Origin of the sequence: Flavobacterium macacae (assembly GCF_003865365.1) — a bacterium.
In the GTDB taxonomy this organism is placed as follows: Bacteria; Bacteroidota; Bacteroidia; order Flavobacteriales; family Flavobacteriaceae; genus Flavobacterium; species Flavobacterium macacae.
Map to the genome: position 1 here is coordinate 136,490 of NZ_RQVR01000006.1, position 14,176 is coordinate 150,665.

A 14,176-nucleotide genomic window follows, 5' to 3' on the forward strand; every position below is an offset into this window, starting at 1 on the left:
TGAAAATCAAAGATATACAATTATCTTACAAGTGAAAAGTGTCCTTTGATTTCTCTTCTATTTTCAAGTTTGATAACAAACCAATAATCGCTTGAAAAAAGATTTTTACCGTTTAAAGTTCCGTCCCAACCGGGTTGGCTGCCTGTGAAAAAATGTACTAATTTTCCATATCTGTCAAAAATAGAAACGGTTGCTTTTGGCTGAAATTGAAGGAAAGGAATTCTCCAAATATCATTGAAGCCGTCTTGATTTGGCGTGAAAAATTTGGGGTAATCCATTACATAAAAAACATATTCAATTTGGCCGCAATTTTCTTCGTTGATATAAACCGTGTATTCTCCAGGCGAAAGATTTGAAAACGTCGGACTTAGCTGGTAATTGGTTCCGTCTAAAGAATACTCATAGTTCCCGATGCTTTGAGGTGTCAAATTTATAGTAGCTGAATTGTTTCCTCCCTGAAAATCATTTACAGAAACCGAAGCCACTTCTGCAATGCTTGAAGCAGTAACAATGAATTTTTTAGTAGTCGTGCATCCAAATATATTGGAAACGGTCACGATATAGGTTCCAGCAGTCGAAACCGTTATAATTTGGGAATTTTGAACCGGAGTTGTATTCCAAGAATAACTTGAAAATCCAGAACCCGCATTTAATTGGATCGAACTTCCTGCACAAAGGTTTCGCTGTGCGTCTGCAAAATTTCCTTGAAATGAATTTATGATAATATCAAATTCGGCAATTCCATAACATTCGATGCCGCTGCTTAATTTGGCATAAATTGTTTGTTGGTAAGCAACAGTATTTTGAAAAGAAGCAGGATTTAAAATTGGGTTTAACCCAGATAAAGCATCTGCGTTCGAAGTATAATAAACCACATTTCCTCCCGTAAGGTTGGCTAAAATGCCAGCTTCAGTTTCTTCTAAATCAAAAGTCGAAATTCCGTCAGCAGGATTGGAATCGGTATCGCAAGTTTCTAAATTGGCGGGATTGGCAATTGTGTTATTTGAAATAGCCAAAGTTATTTCTGAAACGGTAAAACAGCCAAAATCATTTTCAACCCGTGCATAAACAATGGACTGTGTGTTTTCAAAATTTGAACTATTTGCGATTGCAGAAATGTCGTCTGTAGCATTTTCTGATGTCAAGAAATAAGAAGCATACAGGGAATTGTTGTTTGCTGTAATTGTATTTGTCGCTTGGCTAAGATTAAAGAAAGCCAAACCATCATTGTCTTCATCACATTGAATAAGCTGTGTGTTGATTTGTGCTGGTTTTGGAGAATATTCTACCGTGATTTCTCCGGTTGAAAAACAGCTTCCTGAAAGTTCAATTTGAACAGAATAAACACCTGTTTCTGTTACCGTGTAAGTAGCATTTGTGGCGCCAGAAATTGTTACATTGTTTTTAAGCCATTGATAGCTGATTGCGTTTGTCGTCGTTGCATCAAGGTTTAAAGTGCTTCCTTCGCAAAGCGGATTTTGAGTTGCCAGCAATCGATCTGGACCCAAATCTTTTTGGATTTTAAAACTTCCAGCGCCTAAAAATATCGCAGAATCGTATAAATTATTGCCTTGGTCGGCAACCACCAATTTAATGTGGTACAACGTTCCCGGCGTAACAGAAGATTCTGCTTTCAAAACCTTGGTTTGCCCGTTAAAATTTGTCGGATGCTGGTATTCATTAAAAGCATCAAAATACTGCGCGTTTGCCGGAGGACAGATTGTTCCGGGTCCGCGAACAGTATTGGATTTTATCGGAATAGCAGTTCCTGGAACAACGGCTAAATTTTGGTAGGCATTTGATGTATTTGCTTCTTTCAATAAAAACACGAATCCGTCAGTATAACTGCATTGGCTGGCACTGGGACTTGATAAATATTGTTCTGAAGAAAAGATGTAGTTAAAACTGATCTTATCACCCAAGGGCATAAAATCAAATTCTAAGACCGTGGCATTTACGGACGAATTTCCAATGGAAAGCGCGTTTTCTAAATCAGAATCTCCAGCCCAACTGCTGGGTCCTTCACTCAAAGTGCTTGAATTTGGGCCTTTTGCAGAAATTGCTTTTCCGGTACTTAAAATAATTCCATCTGTAAACGGAAAAGTAGTTCCTGTTCCCGAAAATCTTCCGTAGCTTTTTTTTCCATCGTCAAAATTATATCCGGTTACCGAAATATTTGAAACAGAGGCGCAACTGCTGTTAATTAAAACATCTTCAACGAATTGTGGAGCACTGTAAGTATCGGTAACTTGAATATATTGCGCTTTCAATGCGGTCGAAAAACACAAGAAAAACAAAATAAATAGGGGAGTCTTAATCATCTTCATAGCATCGGCAAAGATACTATAAATCTCGTTTTTTCAGAATTTTATATGACATTAACATAAAAATAACGATCCAAGCCATTACAGTTAATATTGTTGACAAGTGAACTTCATAGTCTCTGACTTGTGTTGCGCCAGAAACTTGGCTTTCAAGCGTTTGGTAAAGTTTGAATCGCGTAAAAGGTTGGCTGATCAAGCGATACATGGATTCTAACGGCAAAAAGTCATAAATCGTTTTCGGAATTCGCACCATATAAATCAAAACGAATTCAAAGATGAACCAAACGAATAAAAAGCCTAAAGCAAAAGCTGACCGTTTGACTAAAATTCCGAGAAACAAACAGAAAGAAAAGAAGCCAACTAACTTTAAGAAGTAGGCAAATAAATATTCTAAATCCATAAAAACGATTTCAGTTTCATTGTAAGATGAAAAACTGTAACCCAGAATCAAGGTGATTATAAAAAGGTAAGCCGTAGAAGCTAATGCAAATAAAACAACCGTCAGGAATTTTGACATAATGAATTCCCTTTTGTTCAAACCATCAATTAAATTCTGTTTTAGCGTACCGTTGCTGTATTCGTTCGCCATCATCGACACAATTATTATCGCCAAAAAAAGCTTAAATTGAGAAGCAATGAAAGTATTAAAATGCCAAATAAAAGGAAAATTGTAAATGCCCATATCGGCCAATCTAAAGTCAACGCCGACAAATTTAAAGTTGATTGACGAAATCAGCGCGATGGAAGATAAAAGTATAAAATAAGTCAGCGTTAAGACGCGACTGGCTCTGTTTTGCCAAATTTTTTGTAATTCTATAGAGAGTAATCGTTTCATAAACTGGTTGAATTTATCACAGAAAGTGGATGAGGAATTAGTTGTTTTTTGTCAATTCTAAAAATTGCTCTTCAAGGCTGTGCTTGCGTTTGACCAAATGATTCAAGAAAATATTTTTCGAGGCAAGATATCGGTTCAGTTCAGAAGCTTCTAAATTTGTATTTGTAAAAGCGGTTATTTTTCCGTTTTCTTCTGACGTATTTTCAATTGCCGGATGTTGTTCTAAAGCCACTTTCAAATCCGATAAATTATCAGAAATCAATTCAAAAAAGCCATCTTTTGAGTTCATGCCACCCACTTCTCCCGAATATAAAATTTCTCCTTTTCTTAAAATCAATACGTGCGAACACACTTTTTCAACTTCATCTAAAAGGTGCGAAGCCAATAAAATAGTGGTTCCCTGCGAAGCAATCAAATTGATGATGTCGCGAATCTGGCGAATTCCTTGAGGATCTAGACCGTTTGTGGGTTCGTCTAAAATCAAAATTTCTGGATCATTTAAAAGAGCAGAAGCAATGGCAAGACGCTGTTTCATTCCTAATGAAAATGTTCTGAATTTGCTGTTTTTTCGATCTAAAAGCCCAACAATTTCTAGCTTTTCGTGAATTTTAGCATAGTTGGTTCCTTTGATTTTGCAAACCAATTTTAGGTTTTGTTCCGCAGTCATATACGGATAGAAATTGGGCCGTTCGATAATCGCTCCCACTTTTTTCAAAGCCTCGTGCGTTTCCATTTTGCCACCAAACCAGCTGTATTCGCCAGAGGTTTTGTTGACAACATTTAAGACGATTCCCAGCGTGGTTGATTTTCCGCTTCCGTTCGGGCCTAAAATTCCGTACACATTTCCCTTTTTGATTTCAAGAGAAACATTTTTTACGGCTTTTACGGCACCATAATTTTTATAAAGATTTTCAATTTTAAGTATTGTTTCCAAGGTTGTTGAGGTTTGGTTTGTAAATAGGACGAACCAAAGATAGTTTTGTTACTGAAAATTTGCTAAAAATAAAAAATCCCCAATTGCGGTTGCAATTGAGGATTGATATATAATTTCTAAACTTAAGATTTCTGCTCTTTATTGAAGTAAACCAAATAATAATACATCTGTTTTTCTTCGTCCCAGCCTTTTTCTACAAATTTTTCAGCACTTTCTGGATTGATAAAATCCAATTTGATTTGAATGTTTGTGTCAAGGTTGATTACATTTTTAATTTTCTTTCGGGCATCAGAAACCGCCGCATTTGCAATCGGGAAGGTAGTTACGTCTTCAATGCTGTATTTTTCGCCTTTGTCCACTTTGTAATTTTTAAATTCTGACATCAAATCAGGATTGTCAATTACTTCGTTCAAGAAATTTTGCTCCACGAATTCATCATTTTTTGCAAAATGATTTACCGCACGGTTCATAAACATTACTTCTTCTTTTTTATCTTCTGCCGGAAGCACTACGTCTTTTGCAAAGTCTTGGCAGAATTTCAAATATTTCTTAGTGATAAAATTCTCATCTTGAAAAGCATCAACAGAAAGAAAATGCTCTAACCAATATCTTGCATCATATCGGTTGCTGTCAACAGTCAAGATTTTATAGCCTTCTTCTTTTTTATAGTTGAAGATAATACAACCTTTGTCTAATTTATTCAAGTTGATTCCTTGTTGCAAGATCATTTCAAGATTACTGTCTTTTTCTTCAAATTGCAAGAAATCAGACTGCAATTCACTTTTAAAAACGCCAATGGCATCTACCACATTATTATCAATGCTCAAATTTGTCAAGTAGGTCACATACACTTCTCCGTTTTTGATATGCGGATGATTGGACTGCTCAAACAAGTGTTTTGTAATATTTTTTGAAATCTCGTGCGCACGGTCAGGGTTTTCAAAAACTTCTGACGCAAACTTGTACATTTCGTTATAATCTAAATCAACATCGTGTGCAAACTGGTAATAATTTTCTTCTTTCTCACGGAAAGATTTAAAGAAAAATTCTTTTAAAAGGGGCATAATTTCATCATTCAAGCCATATTTTGAATCTGATAAAAAATAGGCCTCGTTACGGCTTTTATTCCCAACTCTGTGAACAGACAAAGTTTCGATGTGGGTGTTGAATAAATTGATCATATAGTATTGTTAGTTTTATTAGATAAAAGAACCAAGAAAGAAAACAAAAATAGGTTTCTTTCTTGGTTCAAAAATTTTATGTTGATAAGTTTTAATTCCAGTTTTCTTCGAAGCCGTAATCTTCAAAATTATCACCTCCGTCAAGCATATCTAAATCGTCTTCGTCATAGTCATCTTCGTCGAAATCAAAGTCATTTCCTGCAGTATCGCTGAAATCTTTGTCTGGAGCTTCAGCCGGAAGTTCGCCAATAGAAAACAAAACTTGTGGATAAGTTTGCCCCGGTTCATGTTCTTCAATCGCAGCCAATTCTACCAAGAAAGTCCACATGTGGATGAAGTCATAAACATAAATAATTTTGGTGTTTTCATCATCCAAAATAGAATTGATGACATAATCAGCCATTGTTTTTTGCTCGCCAGGAATGTCTCCGGTGTCAAACATCGGAATTTCTTCTTCTTGGTTCCACGTTTCATCGCTGGTGTAAAACGAAGCCACTTCCATGCCGTCAAAGCCAAAGGCATTGATAATGGCGTTGTGCAAGTCTTCTAAAGTATCATTTTCATCTATTGCGATATCTCTGAAAACATCTTCTTCGGCATCAAGAATCGCTCTGAATTTATAAATCATCTTTTTTATTTTTTTGAAAGTACAAAGGTAAAATTTAAATTCTGATTATTAGATTTTGCTTTCTCGGAATTTTTTGTAGAGAAAAAAAATAAATCGGAGATTCACAGATTAAAATTTAAAATCTTTGCAACTAATCTAAAATTTTACTCTACGATTTTGCGATTTTCACAACTTAAAGCCAACCCTGAAACCGCCCCATTTGTGGGATTTGCTGGTTTCAAATTCTCTTGTCAAAAAAATACGGTTGTATTCTAAGAAAAGCGATTTCCATTGCATTACAATCCCAAAATTATTTTGAAGTGTAATTCTTTCGATATGAGAATCTGGAATTGTGTACCGACATGAACGGTTAAAAAGGCCACCCTGCAACGATGCGTCATAACCTATAAAGTTTGCCAAAGGCTGTGAATAAAGATAAATCTGAAATTTGTTTTTATCGTAAACCGAGGTGAAAGGAGAATTGATCAACCCCAAAGTAGCTGTCATTCCCACGGAAGCATTGGTGTTTAAAGTTCCCAATCTTGCTGTAATATTTAAATTTAAGGCAAAATAATCTTTCCAGCGAAAAAGCTGTTTTTCGTGTGATACTTCATAATTAATGACCACATCATTTCTGATTTGGTGTTGCCAGCCCATCGGAATTTCATCGCCAATCCATTCATGAATTCCTTTCTGCATTTCATAACCAAAAGCGCCAGGGCCAATAATTCCGAGGCTTAAAGAAGAAGCAATTCTGATATTATTAATCGTATCACTTTCAATTTTAAAACTTTTCAAAAAAATCGAAGCTGCAAAAGGACGGTTCCCATATAAAATTTCATTCGATTTAATTGTGGTTGGCGTAAAGCCGATATGTTCTAAAGAAAGTCCGTTTTTTTCTGAACTATTTTTCAGTTTTACGAAAAGAAAATTGACCGGATTTTTTTTAAAAGCAGGCGAAGTCAATTCAAATGCGTAGCCTTGGGTATAAAATTGATCGGTTCCCGTGAAATAATCATTGTCATAGTGAAATCGAAAATAATGGTCGCTTTTGACATCACGAAACGAAGCCGCATTATCAATCTTTTGGGCAGATAGATGGAGTGTACAAACCAAGAAAGTAGCTTGGATAAAAATAAAAAATTTCTTCATAATTCTATTTACGAAGAAATTCATTTTTGGTTTTTATAATTTTAATCAAGCTTCATAAAACTCAATGGGCAGATCATCAGGATCAGCGATAAAAGTAAATTTCTTGCCTGTAAATTCATCAATTCGAATTGGTTCTGGATTGAGATTGTTCTTTTTTAAGTATTTTTCAGTTGCCGAAATATCATCCACTTCAAATGCCAAATGGCGCAAACCCGAAGCTTCTGGACGAGAAATTCGCTTCGGCGGATTGGGAAACGAGAATAATTCAATGGCATAAATTCCGTTTACGGCAAGGTCTAATTTATAAGAATCACGTTCTTCCCGATACGTTTCTGCGACAATTTCAAAGCCTAAAATTTTGGTGTAAAAATGTTTTGAAACCTCATAGTTAGCGCAAATTATGGCAATGTGATGTATTTTACTGATGTGAAGCATTGTGTGAAAAAAGGTTTGGTTTGCTTAAAATGTTAAGCTAAAGCTTGATTGATCCACCATTGGTTTCCAAAAGGATCTTCAAAACCTGCGGTATAGCCATAATCTTGCAGACCTGGTTCTTGCATGCTTTTAGAACCTTTTTGGATGGCAAGACGATAAACTGCATCCACATCTTCCACAAAAATAAACATTCCAGCGTTTTTTTGATGCCAATGTTCGGTGGATTGCGCAATCATTAGAACGGCATCACCAATTTTAATTTCGCCGTGCATTATCGATTTATCTTCTCTTGGAACAATTAATTGCTCTGTTGCATTAAAAATTGCTTTTGCAAAATCAATAAAATCATCTACCTTATTTAAAATCAAATAAGGCATCACCGGAAGATATTGTGCTGGAATTTTCATAAGATGCAACTTTTTTTATTAAAGTTACATCTTTTAAATCTCCAAATTATCTTTTTTTACAAAAAATTATAGGATGCTGTTAGGGATGTTGTTTTAAATTCAAAAATAATGTTTCAGTATTGAAAACTGGAGCTTTCTCTTTTGAAAGGAGCCTTAAAATATCACTTGACTCAGAATTAACACTTTCTTTATATTCAAGGAATGTAGTATTATTTTGCCAATCTAAATTACGTATCATGTAATCTGTCTTTTGATTATTATTTCTTATATATTAACCTTCTTTAAAATTAATTTGTGCAAAGCTGAAAAATGGAATTATAAGAAATAAAATTGAAGTAAGTTTTTTTATTGTAAATTAAAATACTAAAGCACATATATCGTTTTTGAAGCCATTTTAAATTATAGATGCCCTTATTCGGAAATAAGTTTTAAAAAAATAGATGATGGAATTATTTCTATCTAAAAAAGTAAAATTTCTTGTTTAAAGCTATTTTTAAAGGTTTCAGATTACAAGAACTTATATTTTAAAGCGATTCCTATAGTTGTATGGTTACCAAAAAAAGCTGCGTTTTTCGTTAATCCTCTGTCAAAACCATATCGAGCTTCAATTCCATAAGATTTATAATCAAAACCGATACCCGCAAAATAATTGCTTGATTTTTTTAAAGGTGTTTCTGAAGTACCATATTTCATATGCGAATCCATTGCAAAAGAAAGTGAATATCCTGCATCTAAAGATAATTTTGATTTGTCGCTCAGGAAAAAATAATGGCGCACACCAATGGGAATCTCAATAAATTTATAATCAATTTCAGTTTTAACATTTAATCTTTTTCCTTCTGATTTAAAAGTTTGAAAATTGGGCTGCAAGAATAAAGACCACTTGTTATTATTGAAAGGTAAAATCGCTTCTAATTCAAGACCAAATTTTAAAGTTGCTTTTGTATCAAATTCAAAAGTGGCACGGTTTGAAATATTTTCGAAATCAATAGAAGTACTATTTACGCCAACCAGAGCTTTTAAATGCAAACTGCTTTTATTTTGTTGTTTGGTATGGTCTGTAAAAATCTCCGTTTTTAACTGATTGTATTTTACAAAAATTGCGGTCAAATCTTCTTTTTTATAGTTTATTTTTCTAAAATCGTCTGCGTTAAAAGCAGCAGATTTCATGGCAGTGTAAAGTTGATTCCTAAAACTATAATCGGTTTTAATTTGGTTTGCATTTTCATTATATTGGCGGTAAATCAATTGCGCTGCATCTTGGTGTGCTCCAGAACTGATAAAGTAACGAATCAAATTTCCGTTTTCATATTGGTAAAGATTTAATTCTCCTTCGACCAAAAGTTTCAGAAAAACTGTGACACTTTTCCATTCGGGATTTGCACTTTCACTTAATTCGTTGGCATTTGTTTTTGAAAAATCAATGTTGATGGTGAATCTTACAAACTTGTAACTGTTAACGCTAAATTCTTTTACAGATTCCATTTCTATTTTTTCAGACTTGTCTGCTGTCGTTTCTTTAAATTCAAATTCTGTCGGATTATTTTTCCAAGCAATATTTTTGATTAAAACTTCTTTTTTTGTTCCGTTATTCTCAATTAGATATCCAGGTTCAAAATTAATTTGTGCAAAAGAGAAACTACAGGAAAGTAGCAAGAGAGCCATTATAAGTTTTTTCATCATAAATTCAGTTAAATGTAAGCTAAACTACTATTTTTAATTCTGATTTGCAATTCATCCCAAAAAATCAACAGTTCAGTCAAACGCTTTTTTATTAATTCGATTTATGGTAGAAATTTGTTCAAGAATTAATCATCAATCAAAAAACAATCAGTTAAAACAATCCATTAAAAATTAGAAATTATGACAAAAATTATCGTAGCCTCGGTTTTATTTTCTTTACACTTATATTTGTGTAAAGAAAAAGTAATTGAAATTCCGAATTTAAAGATTTCCAAAGACATTGCTGAATAAAATGCAAGGTTTTAAGAAGGATAACAATTTCAACAATCAGGAAAAAATGCAAAAAACCAGTACCTATTTTATAAAATTATTTTTAAGAGGTTTTGCCATAAGTTTAATCATTGCTTGTGTTGTTATTACCTTAGAAATTATCTTAGGGAGAAAAATCATATTAAATAGAAACCTGATCATTGAAATTGGATATTACTGTATTTATGGAATCACTTTAACCCTTATCAATAATACCTTTTTTGACTATTTGAATCATAATGTAGTTTGGAATAAATTTAAGAGATTTAGAATTGTCATTGGAGTTTTAGGAAGCGCTTTTTTAACCATTTTCGGAATATTTCTTATTCGTCTTTTTATAAATGTAGTGCTAGAGAACGGAAGTTTTGCAACATTTTTACAAGAAGAAAACAGCAAAAATTATGTGATATCTTCAGTGATTACGTTAATCGTTTTGTTGGTTTTCCACACCATTTACTTCTATAAAAAAGCGCAAGAAAACAAAGTCAAAGAACAGAAAATTATTGCAGGAACGGCTTCAGCCAAATTTGAAAGCCTTAAAAATCAAATTGATCCGCATTTTTTGTTCAATAGTTTAAACGTTCTTTCGTCTTTGATTGAAGAAAATCCAGATAATGCGCAACGATTTACGTCTTCGTTATCAAAGGTTTATCGTTATGTTTTGGAACAAAAGGACAAAGAATTGGTGAGTGTCGAAGAGGAATTGTCGTTTGCGAAAACCTATATGAATCTTTTGAAAATGCGATTTGAAAACAGCGTTTCTTATGAAGTTAAAGAAACCACAAATCCTGAAGCAAAAGTGGTTCCGTTATCATTGCAATTGCTTTTAGAAAATACAGTAAAGCATAATATTTCCAGTGAAAGCAAGCCTTTGCATATCAGAATTTATGAAAAAGGCGATTATTTGGTTATCGAAAATGATTATCAAAAGAAGGAAGTTTTACAAGATAGAAAAGGAGTAGGGCTTCAAAATATAGTGGACAGATATTCAATTATCACCAATAGAAAAGTTAGGGTTGAACAAACAGAACAGCATTTTAGGGTAGAAATCCCGATGCTCACAAAACAAATTTCAATTATGGAAACAAATTATAGCAACGAGCACAATATTTATTTGAAAGCTCAAAAGAAGGTCGAAGATTTAAAAGCATTTTATGGCAATTTGACGATGTATATCATCATAATTTCTGGATTGGCAATCTTAAATTTAGTTACGTATCCAAAGTATTTATGGTTTTTTTATCCAGCAATCGGGTGGGGAATTGGTGTGGCGATTCACGGAATGTCGGTCTTCAATTATATGCCATTCTTGGGAAGCAATTGGGAAGAGAAGAAAATTCAAGAGTTGATGGACAAAGATAAATCAGACAAATGGAAATAAATACAGCAATTATGGAAGATTTTATGACCGATAAAATGAAGTATGAAAAAGCCAAAAAGAAGGCTAAAAACATCAGGGGGTTTTATATTAATTTGATGTGTTATTGCATTGTGATTCCGATTTTGATTTTCGTAAATCTAACTTATGTTCCCCAATTTCAGTGGTTTTGGTTTTCAATGTTAGGATGGGGATTCGGACTTTTTGCACACGCGATGGAAACATTTCAGTTTAATCCGCTTTTTTCAAAAGATTGGGAAGAACGAAAATTAAAACAATTCATGGACGAAGAAAAACAAAAACAAGAGAAACTCAAACAATCATAAAATTTAATAAAAATGGAAAATCTCACCGAAATCGAAAGACAGAAATTTGGAAGAGCGAAAAAACGCGTCAAATCAATTTCAGGCTTTTACAAACATTTTTTAGTTTATATTTTAGTCAATCTTTTTTTGATTACTTTAAGTTATATAAACCATGATCCTGGAGAAAAATTCTTCACGTTTAGCACATTTTCAACGGCTTTCTTTTGGGGATTTGGATTGGTATTTCACGCTTTGGGTGTTTTCGGGCCTGGTTTTTTTCTTGGAAATGATTGGGAAGAAAAGAAGATCAAAGAAATTATGGAAAAAGAAAAAGGCTCTAAATGGGAATAAATTACGAATTTTAAAACCTTAAACCTTAAACCTTACAGCCAAAATGACCATCATTATCATTGAAGACGAAAAACCGTCTGCCCGATTATTACAGCGAAAAGTAGAAAAATTAGGTTTTCAAATCACCACGCTTTTGCATTCGGTGGAAGAAGCGATTCATTGGTTCCGAAATAATTCGCATCCTGATTTGATATTTCTTGACATTCAATTGTCAGACGGACTTTCTTTTGAAATTTTTGATGCCGTCGAAATAAAAAGCGCCATTATTTTCACGACTGCGTATGACGAATATGCGTTGCGAGCTTTTAAGTTGAACAGCATCGATTATCTTTTGAAACCAATTGATGAAGACGATTTGGAAGTTGCTGTAAATAAATTCAAAGAACGCCAGCCAAAACCAGAACCTATTTCTTTAGATTTTGAAACCATTAAAAGAATGCTTGCCAATCCTGATGTCAAGACGTATAAAAAACGTTTTGCAATCAAAACCGGACAGCATTTAAAGATGGTAGCTATTGATGAAGTAGAATGTTTTTACAGCGAAAATAAGGGCACTTACCTTCATACTTTAGAAAACAGAACCTATCTTTTAGAAGGAACTTTGGAACAATTAGAAACCGAATTAGATCCCAAAGATTTCTTTCGGATAAGCCGAAAATTCATTATTCAGATGAAAGCGATCAAAGACATTGTGGTGTACAGCAATTCACGGTTGAAAGTGATTTTGCCTACTTACAAAGAAGAAGAAGTAATCGTGAGCCGTGAAAGAGTCAGCGATTTTAAGACGTGGATAGCCTAAAATAGAGGATAAAAAAAACTGTTTCAAAAGCGATCAAGTTGATCATGCTTATGAAACAGTTTTAAAATGAATGCATTTTGATTTAAGTTTTTCAACAGGATTTAATTACGTAAAAAATTAATTTCGGTTGAAAGGTTCAAAAAAGATGGATTCAGTTTTTATTTAGTCAAAAAGTGATTTAATTTCTTTTTCGGTTTTACCCAATTTTTGTTGCAATTTTCCCCACATTTCATCTTCTTTTCCTTCTTCGTATAATAAATCGTCGTCAGTCAAATCAGCATATTTTTGCTTTAATTTTCCTTTAAACTCATTCCAGTTTCCTTTAATTTCTTTTGAATTCGGCATGACAATTATTTTTATGATTAATAGTATTGTAAAGTTACCTTAATCAAAAGCAAATTGTGTTACAGCATTTTAGGAATTAGTTACAAAATTCGTTTTTCTGCCTGTTTGCTTTCTAAAATTAAATAAAACTGCGCTCCGAATAAAAGGGAAGCCACCACCAAGTGAATGGATTGCGATCCAAAAGGGAAACTATACCAATACATCGAAATTCCAGATAAGATTTCGATCGCCAAAAGCCATAAAACCCAGTTGATTTTTTTGAAACCCAGTTGGAATTTTCTATTTCGAACAATTAAAATGACGTTAATTGCCAGCACTACAAATGAAAAAGTTCTGTGGAAATAAAACCCAATAATCGGATCTTCCAATATTTTTGCCATTCCGTCATAACCCACAATTTTTACCTGTTCGTCCACATATTGGCGCACTTGAGTTCCTAAAATGACTTGAGTCAAAGTCAAAATCAAAGAGATAATCAAAACGCTGTCAAACACTTTATCGAATTTTAAAAGCGGATTGGCTTTTGGTTTTGCCAAATGCAAAATGTATAAAATGACGGCAACAATTACCAAAGCCATGACCATATGAACCGTGATTTTTACAGGATTTAAAACCGAAAAAACTACGGTCGCGCCCAGCCAGGCCTGAAAGCCCATCATAAAAACGACAAGCCAAGAAAGCAAGGTGACTTTTTTATTTTGTTTCCAATAAGAAATTGAAGCGATTGCCATTGCCAAACACGCCAAACCAGCAACAGCGCCAAACAATCGGTTGATGTATTCTACCCAAGTATGCGTTGGATTAAAAGTGGCATAATCGTGTTTGGTGTAAACGGTCCAATGATTTTCATCAAAGTTTTCACCTGAATTAAAATTATCTTTGGCTATTAAAAGTTTTTCACCGCGAATAATTACCTGGCCTTTTTCAAAATCGTGATTTTGTGACCAAGTCAATTCTGAAATATCGGTTGGCGGAATATAATATCCAAAACATTTGGGCCAATCAGGACAGCCCATTCCAGAGCCAGACATTCTGACAACCGCGCCAGCGACGATAACTAGATAAACTAAAATTAGTGCCGTTTTTGTAATTGAGGGGAAATATTTTTTCATTTTTTGTAAGTTTCAAGAT

Annotated in this window: 16 protein-coding genes; 4 read left to right on the plus strand and 12 right to left on the minus strand. The window is 33.8% G+C overall.

The window, feature by feature from the left end:
• Positions 1-20: 20 nt before the first annotated feature.
• The 10 genes from EG849_RS07085 to EG849_RS07125 all read right to left on the minus strand — a co-directional run bounded on the left by EG849_RS07085 (position 21) and on the right by EG849_RS07125 (position 9,558).
• The gene (locus tag EG849_RS07085) at positions 21-2,321 is read right to left on the minus strand and encodes a choice-of-anchor L domain-containing protein (RefSeq protein WP_158611927.1); all 2,301 of its coding nucleotides are present in this window, start codon (positions 2,319-2,321) and stop codon (positions 21-23) included.
• Positions 2,322-2,343: 22 nt separating this feature from the next.
• Positions 2,344-3,159, minus strand: coding sequence for an ABC transporter permease (locus EG849_RS07090; RefSeq protein WP_125012377.1), 816 nt, complete (start codon positions 3,157-3,159; stop codon positions 2,344-2,346).
• Between the two features lie 37 nt (positions 3,160-3,196).
• Positions 3,197-4,093 carry an ABC transporter ATP-binding protein gene (locus EG849_RS07095; RefSeq protein ID WP_125012378.1) on the minus strand — a complete coding sequence of 299 codons (897 nt, stop codon included), beginning with the start codon at positions 4,091-4,093 and terminating at the stop codon, positions 3,197-3,199.
• 122 nt (positions 4,094-4,215) lie between these two features.
• A complete protein-coding gene (locus tag EG849_RS07100; RefSeq protein ID WP_125012379.1) occupies positions 4,216-5,274 on the minus strand; it encodes a nucleoid-associated protein in 1,059 nt (352 codons plus the stop codon).
• A gap of 91 nt (positions 5,275-5,365) precedes the next feature.
• Complete coding sequence (locus tag EG849_RS07105; RefSeq protein WP_125012380.1) at positions 5,366-5,902, minus strand: IS1096 element passenger TnpR family protein; 537 nt, start codon at positions 5,900-5,902, stop codon at positions 5,366-5,368.
• A gap of 165 nt (positions 5,903-6,067) precedes the next feature.
• A complete protein-coding gene (locus EG849_RS07110; protein WP_125012381.1) occupies positions 6,068-7,033 on the minus strand; it encodes a lipid A deacylase LpxR family protein in 966 nt (321 codons plus the stop codon).
• Between the two features lie 45 nt (positions 7,034-7,078).
• The gene (gene gloA2, locus EG849_RS07115; protein ID WP_125012382.1) at positions 7,079-7,468 is read right to left on the minus strand and encodes an SMU1112c/YaeR family gloxylase I-like metalloprotein; all 390 of its coding nucleotides are present in this window, start codon (positions 7,466-7,468) and stop codon (positions 7,079-7,081) included.
• 32 nt (positions 7,469-7,500) lie between these two features.
• Entirely contained in the window at positions 7,501-7,875 is a 375-nt protein-coding gene (locus tag EG849_RS07120; protein WP_125012383.1) for a VOC family protein, read from the minus strand.
• A gap of 79 nt (positions 7,876-7,954) precedes the next feature.
• Complete coding sequence (locus tag EG849_RS15705) at positions 7,955-8,113, minus strand: hypothetical protein (RefSeq protein ID WP_199732260.1); 159 nt, start codon at positions 8,111-8,113, stop codon at positions 7,955-7,957.
• Between the two features lie 269 nt (positions 8,114-8,382).
• A complete protein-coding gene (locus EG849_RS07125; RefSeq protein ID WP_125012384.1) occupies positions 8,383-9,558 on the minus strand; it encodes an outer membrane beta-barrel protein in 1,176 nt (391 codons plus the stop codon).
• Between the two features lie 337 nt (positions 9,559-9,895).
• Between EG849_RS07125 and EG849_RS07130 the strand changes: the two genes are divergently transcribed.
• Genes EG849_RS07130 through EG849_RS07145 form a run of 4 tightly spaced genes read left to right on the plus strand, consistent with a single transcriptional unit; the run spans position 9,896 to position 12,700 of the window.
• Positions 9,896-11,248 (plus strand): 2TM domain-containing protein, encoded by a 1,353-nt coding sequence (locus tag EG849_RS07130; RefSeq protein ID WP_125012385.1) that lies wholly within the window; start codon positions 9,896-9,898, stop codon positions 11,246-11,248.
• Complete coding sequence (locus EG849_RS07135) at positions 11,239-11,571, plus strand: 2TM domain-containing protein (protein ID WP_233581756.1); 333 nt, start codon at positions 11,239-11,241, stop codon at positions 11,569-11,571. The genes EG849_RS07130 and EG849_RS07135 overlap by 10 nt, the downstream gene beginning before the upstream one ends.
• 12 nt (positions 11,572-11,583) lie before the next feature.
• Positions 11,584-11,901, plus strand: coding sequence for a 2TM domain-containing protein (locus EG849_RS07140; RefSeq protein ID WP_125012386.1), 318 nt, complete (start codon positions 11,584-11,586; stop codon positions 11,899-11,901).
• Positions 11,902-11,944: 43 nt separating this feature from the next.
• Positions 11,945-12,700, plus strand: a complete 756-nt coding sequence (locus EG849_RS07145) for a LytR/AlgR family response regulator transcription factor (protein WP_125012387.1) — start codon at positions 11,945-11,947, stop codon at positions 12,698-12,700.
• Positions 12,701-12,862: 162 nt separating this feature from the next.
• On the opposite strand, the gene EG849_RS07150 is transcribed toward EG849_RS07145, so the two are convergent.
• Positions 12,863-13,045 (minus strand): CsbD family protein, encoded by a 183-nt coding sequence (locus EG849_RS07150; RefSeq protein WP_125012388.1) that lies wholly within the window; start codon positions 13,043-13,045, stop codon positions 12,863-12,865.
• An 80-nt stretch (positions 13,046-13,125) separates the two neighbouring features.
• Positions 13,126-14,157 carry a COX15/CtaA family protein gene (locus EG849_RS07155; protein ID WP_125012389.1) on the minus strand — a complete coding sequence of 344 codons (1,032 nt, stop codon included), beginning with the start codon at positions 14,155-14,157 and terminating at the stop codon, positions 13,126-13,128.
• Between the last annotated feature and the right edge of the window lie 19 nt (positions 14,158-14,176).

Excerpts from the sequence above, each read along its gene's own strand:
- EG849_RS07085 (WP_158611927.1), bottom strand. The coding sequence starts at position 2,321 with ATGATTAAGACTCCCCTATTTATTTTGTTTTTCTTGTGTTTTTCGACC.
- EG849_RS07090 (WP_125012377.1), bottom strand. The coding sequence starts at position 3,159 with ATGAAACGATTACTCTCTATAGAATTACAAAAAATTTGGCAAAACAGA.
- EG849_RS07100 (WP_125012379.1), bottom strand. The coding sequence starts at position 5,274 with ATGATCAATTTATTCAACACCCACATCGAAACTTTGTCTGTTCACAGA.
- EG849_RS07105 (WP_125012380.1), bottom strand. The coding sequence starts at position 5,902 with ATGATTTATAAATTCAGAGCGATTCTTGATGCCGAAGAAGATGTTTTC.
- EG849_RS07110 (WP_125012381.1), bottom strand. The coding sequence starts at position 7,033 with ATGAAGAAATTTTTTATTTTTATCCAAGCTACTTTCTTGGTTTGTACA.
- gloA2 (WP_125012382.1), bottom strand. The coding sequence starts at position 7,468 with ATGCTTCACATCAGTAAAATACATCACATTGCCATAATTTGCGCTAAC.
- EG849_RS07120 (WP_125012383.1), bottom strand. The coding sequence starts at position 7,875 with ATGAAAATTCCAGCACAATATCTTCCGGTGATGCCTTATTTGATTTTA.
- EG849_RS15705 (WP_199732260.1), bottom strand. The coding sequence starts at position 8,113 with ATGATACGTAATTTAGATTGGCAAAATAATACTACATTCCTTGAATAT.
- EG849_RS07125 (WP_125012384.1), bottom strand. The coding sequence starts at position 9,558 with ATGATGAAAAAACTTATAATGGCTCTCTTGCTACTTTCCTGTAGTTTC.
- EG849_RS07130 (WP_125012385.1), top strand. The coding sequence starts at position 9,896 with ATGCAAAAAACCAGTACCTATTTTATAAAATTATTTTTAAGAGGTTTT.
- EG849_RS07135 (WP_233581756.1), top strand. The coding sequence starts at position 11,239 with ATGGAAATAAATACAGCAATTATGGAAGATTTTATGACCGATAAAATG.
- EG849_RS07140 (WP_125012386.1), top strand. The coding sequence starts at position 11,584 with ATGGAAAATCTCACCGAAATCGAAAGACAGAAATTTGGAAGAGCGAAA.
- EG849_RS07145 (WP_125012387.1), top strand. The coding sequence starts at position 11,945 with ATGACCATCATTATCATTGAAGACGAAAAACCGTCTGCCCGATTATTA.
- EG849_RS07150 (WP_125012388.1), bottom strand. The coding sequence starts at position 13,045 with ATGCCGAATTCAAAAGAAATTAAAGGAAACTGGAATGAGTTTAAAGGA.
- EG849_RS07155 (WP_125012389.1), bottom strand. The coding sequence starts at position 14,157 with ATGAAAAAATATTTCCCCTCAATTACAAAAACGGCACTAATTTTAGTT.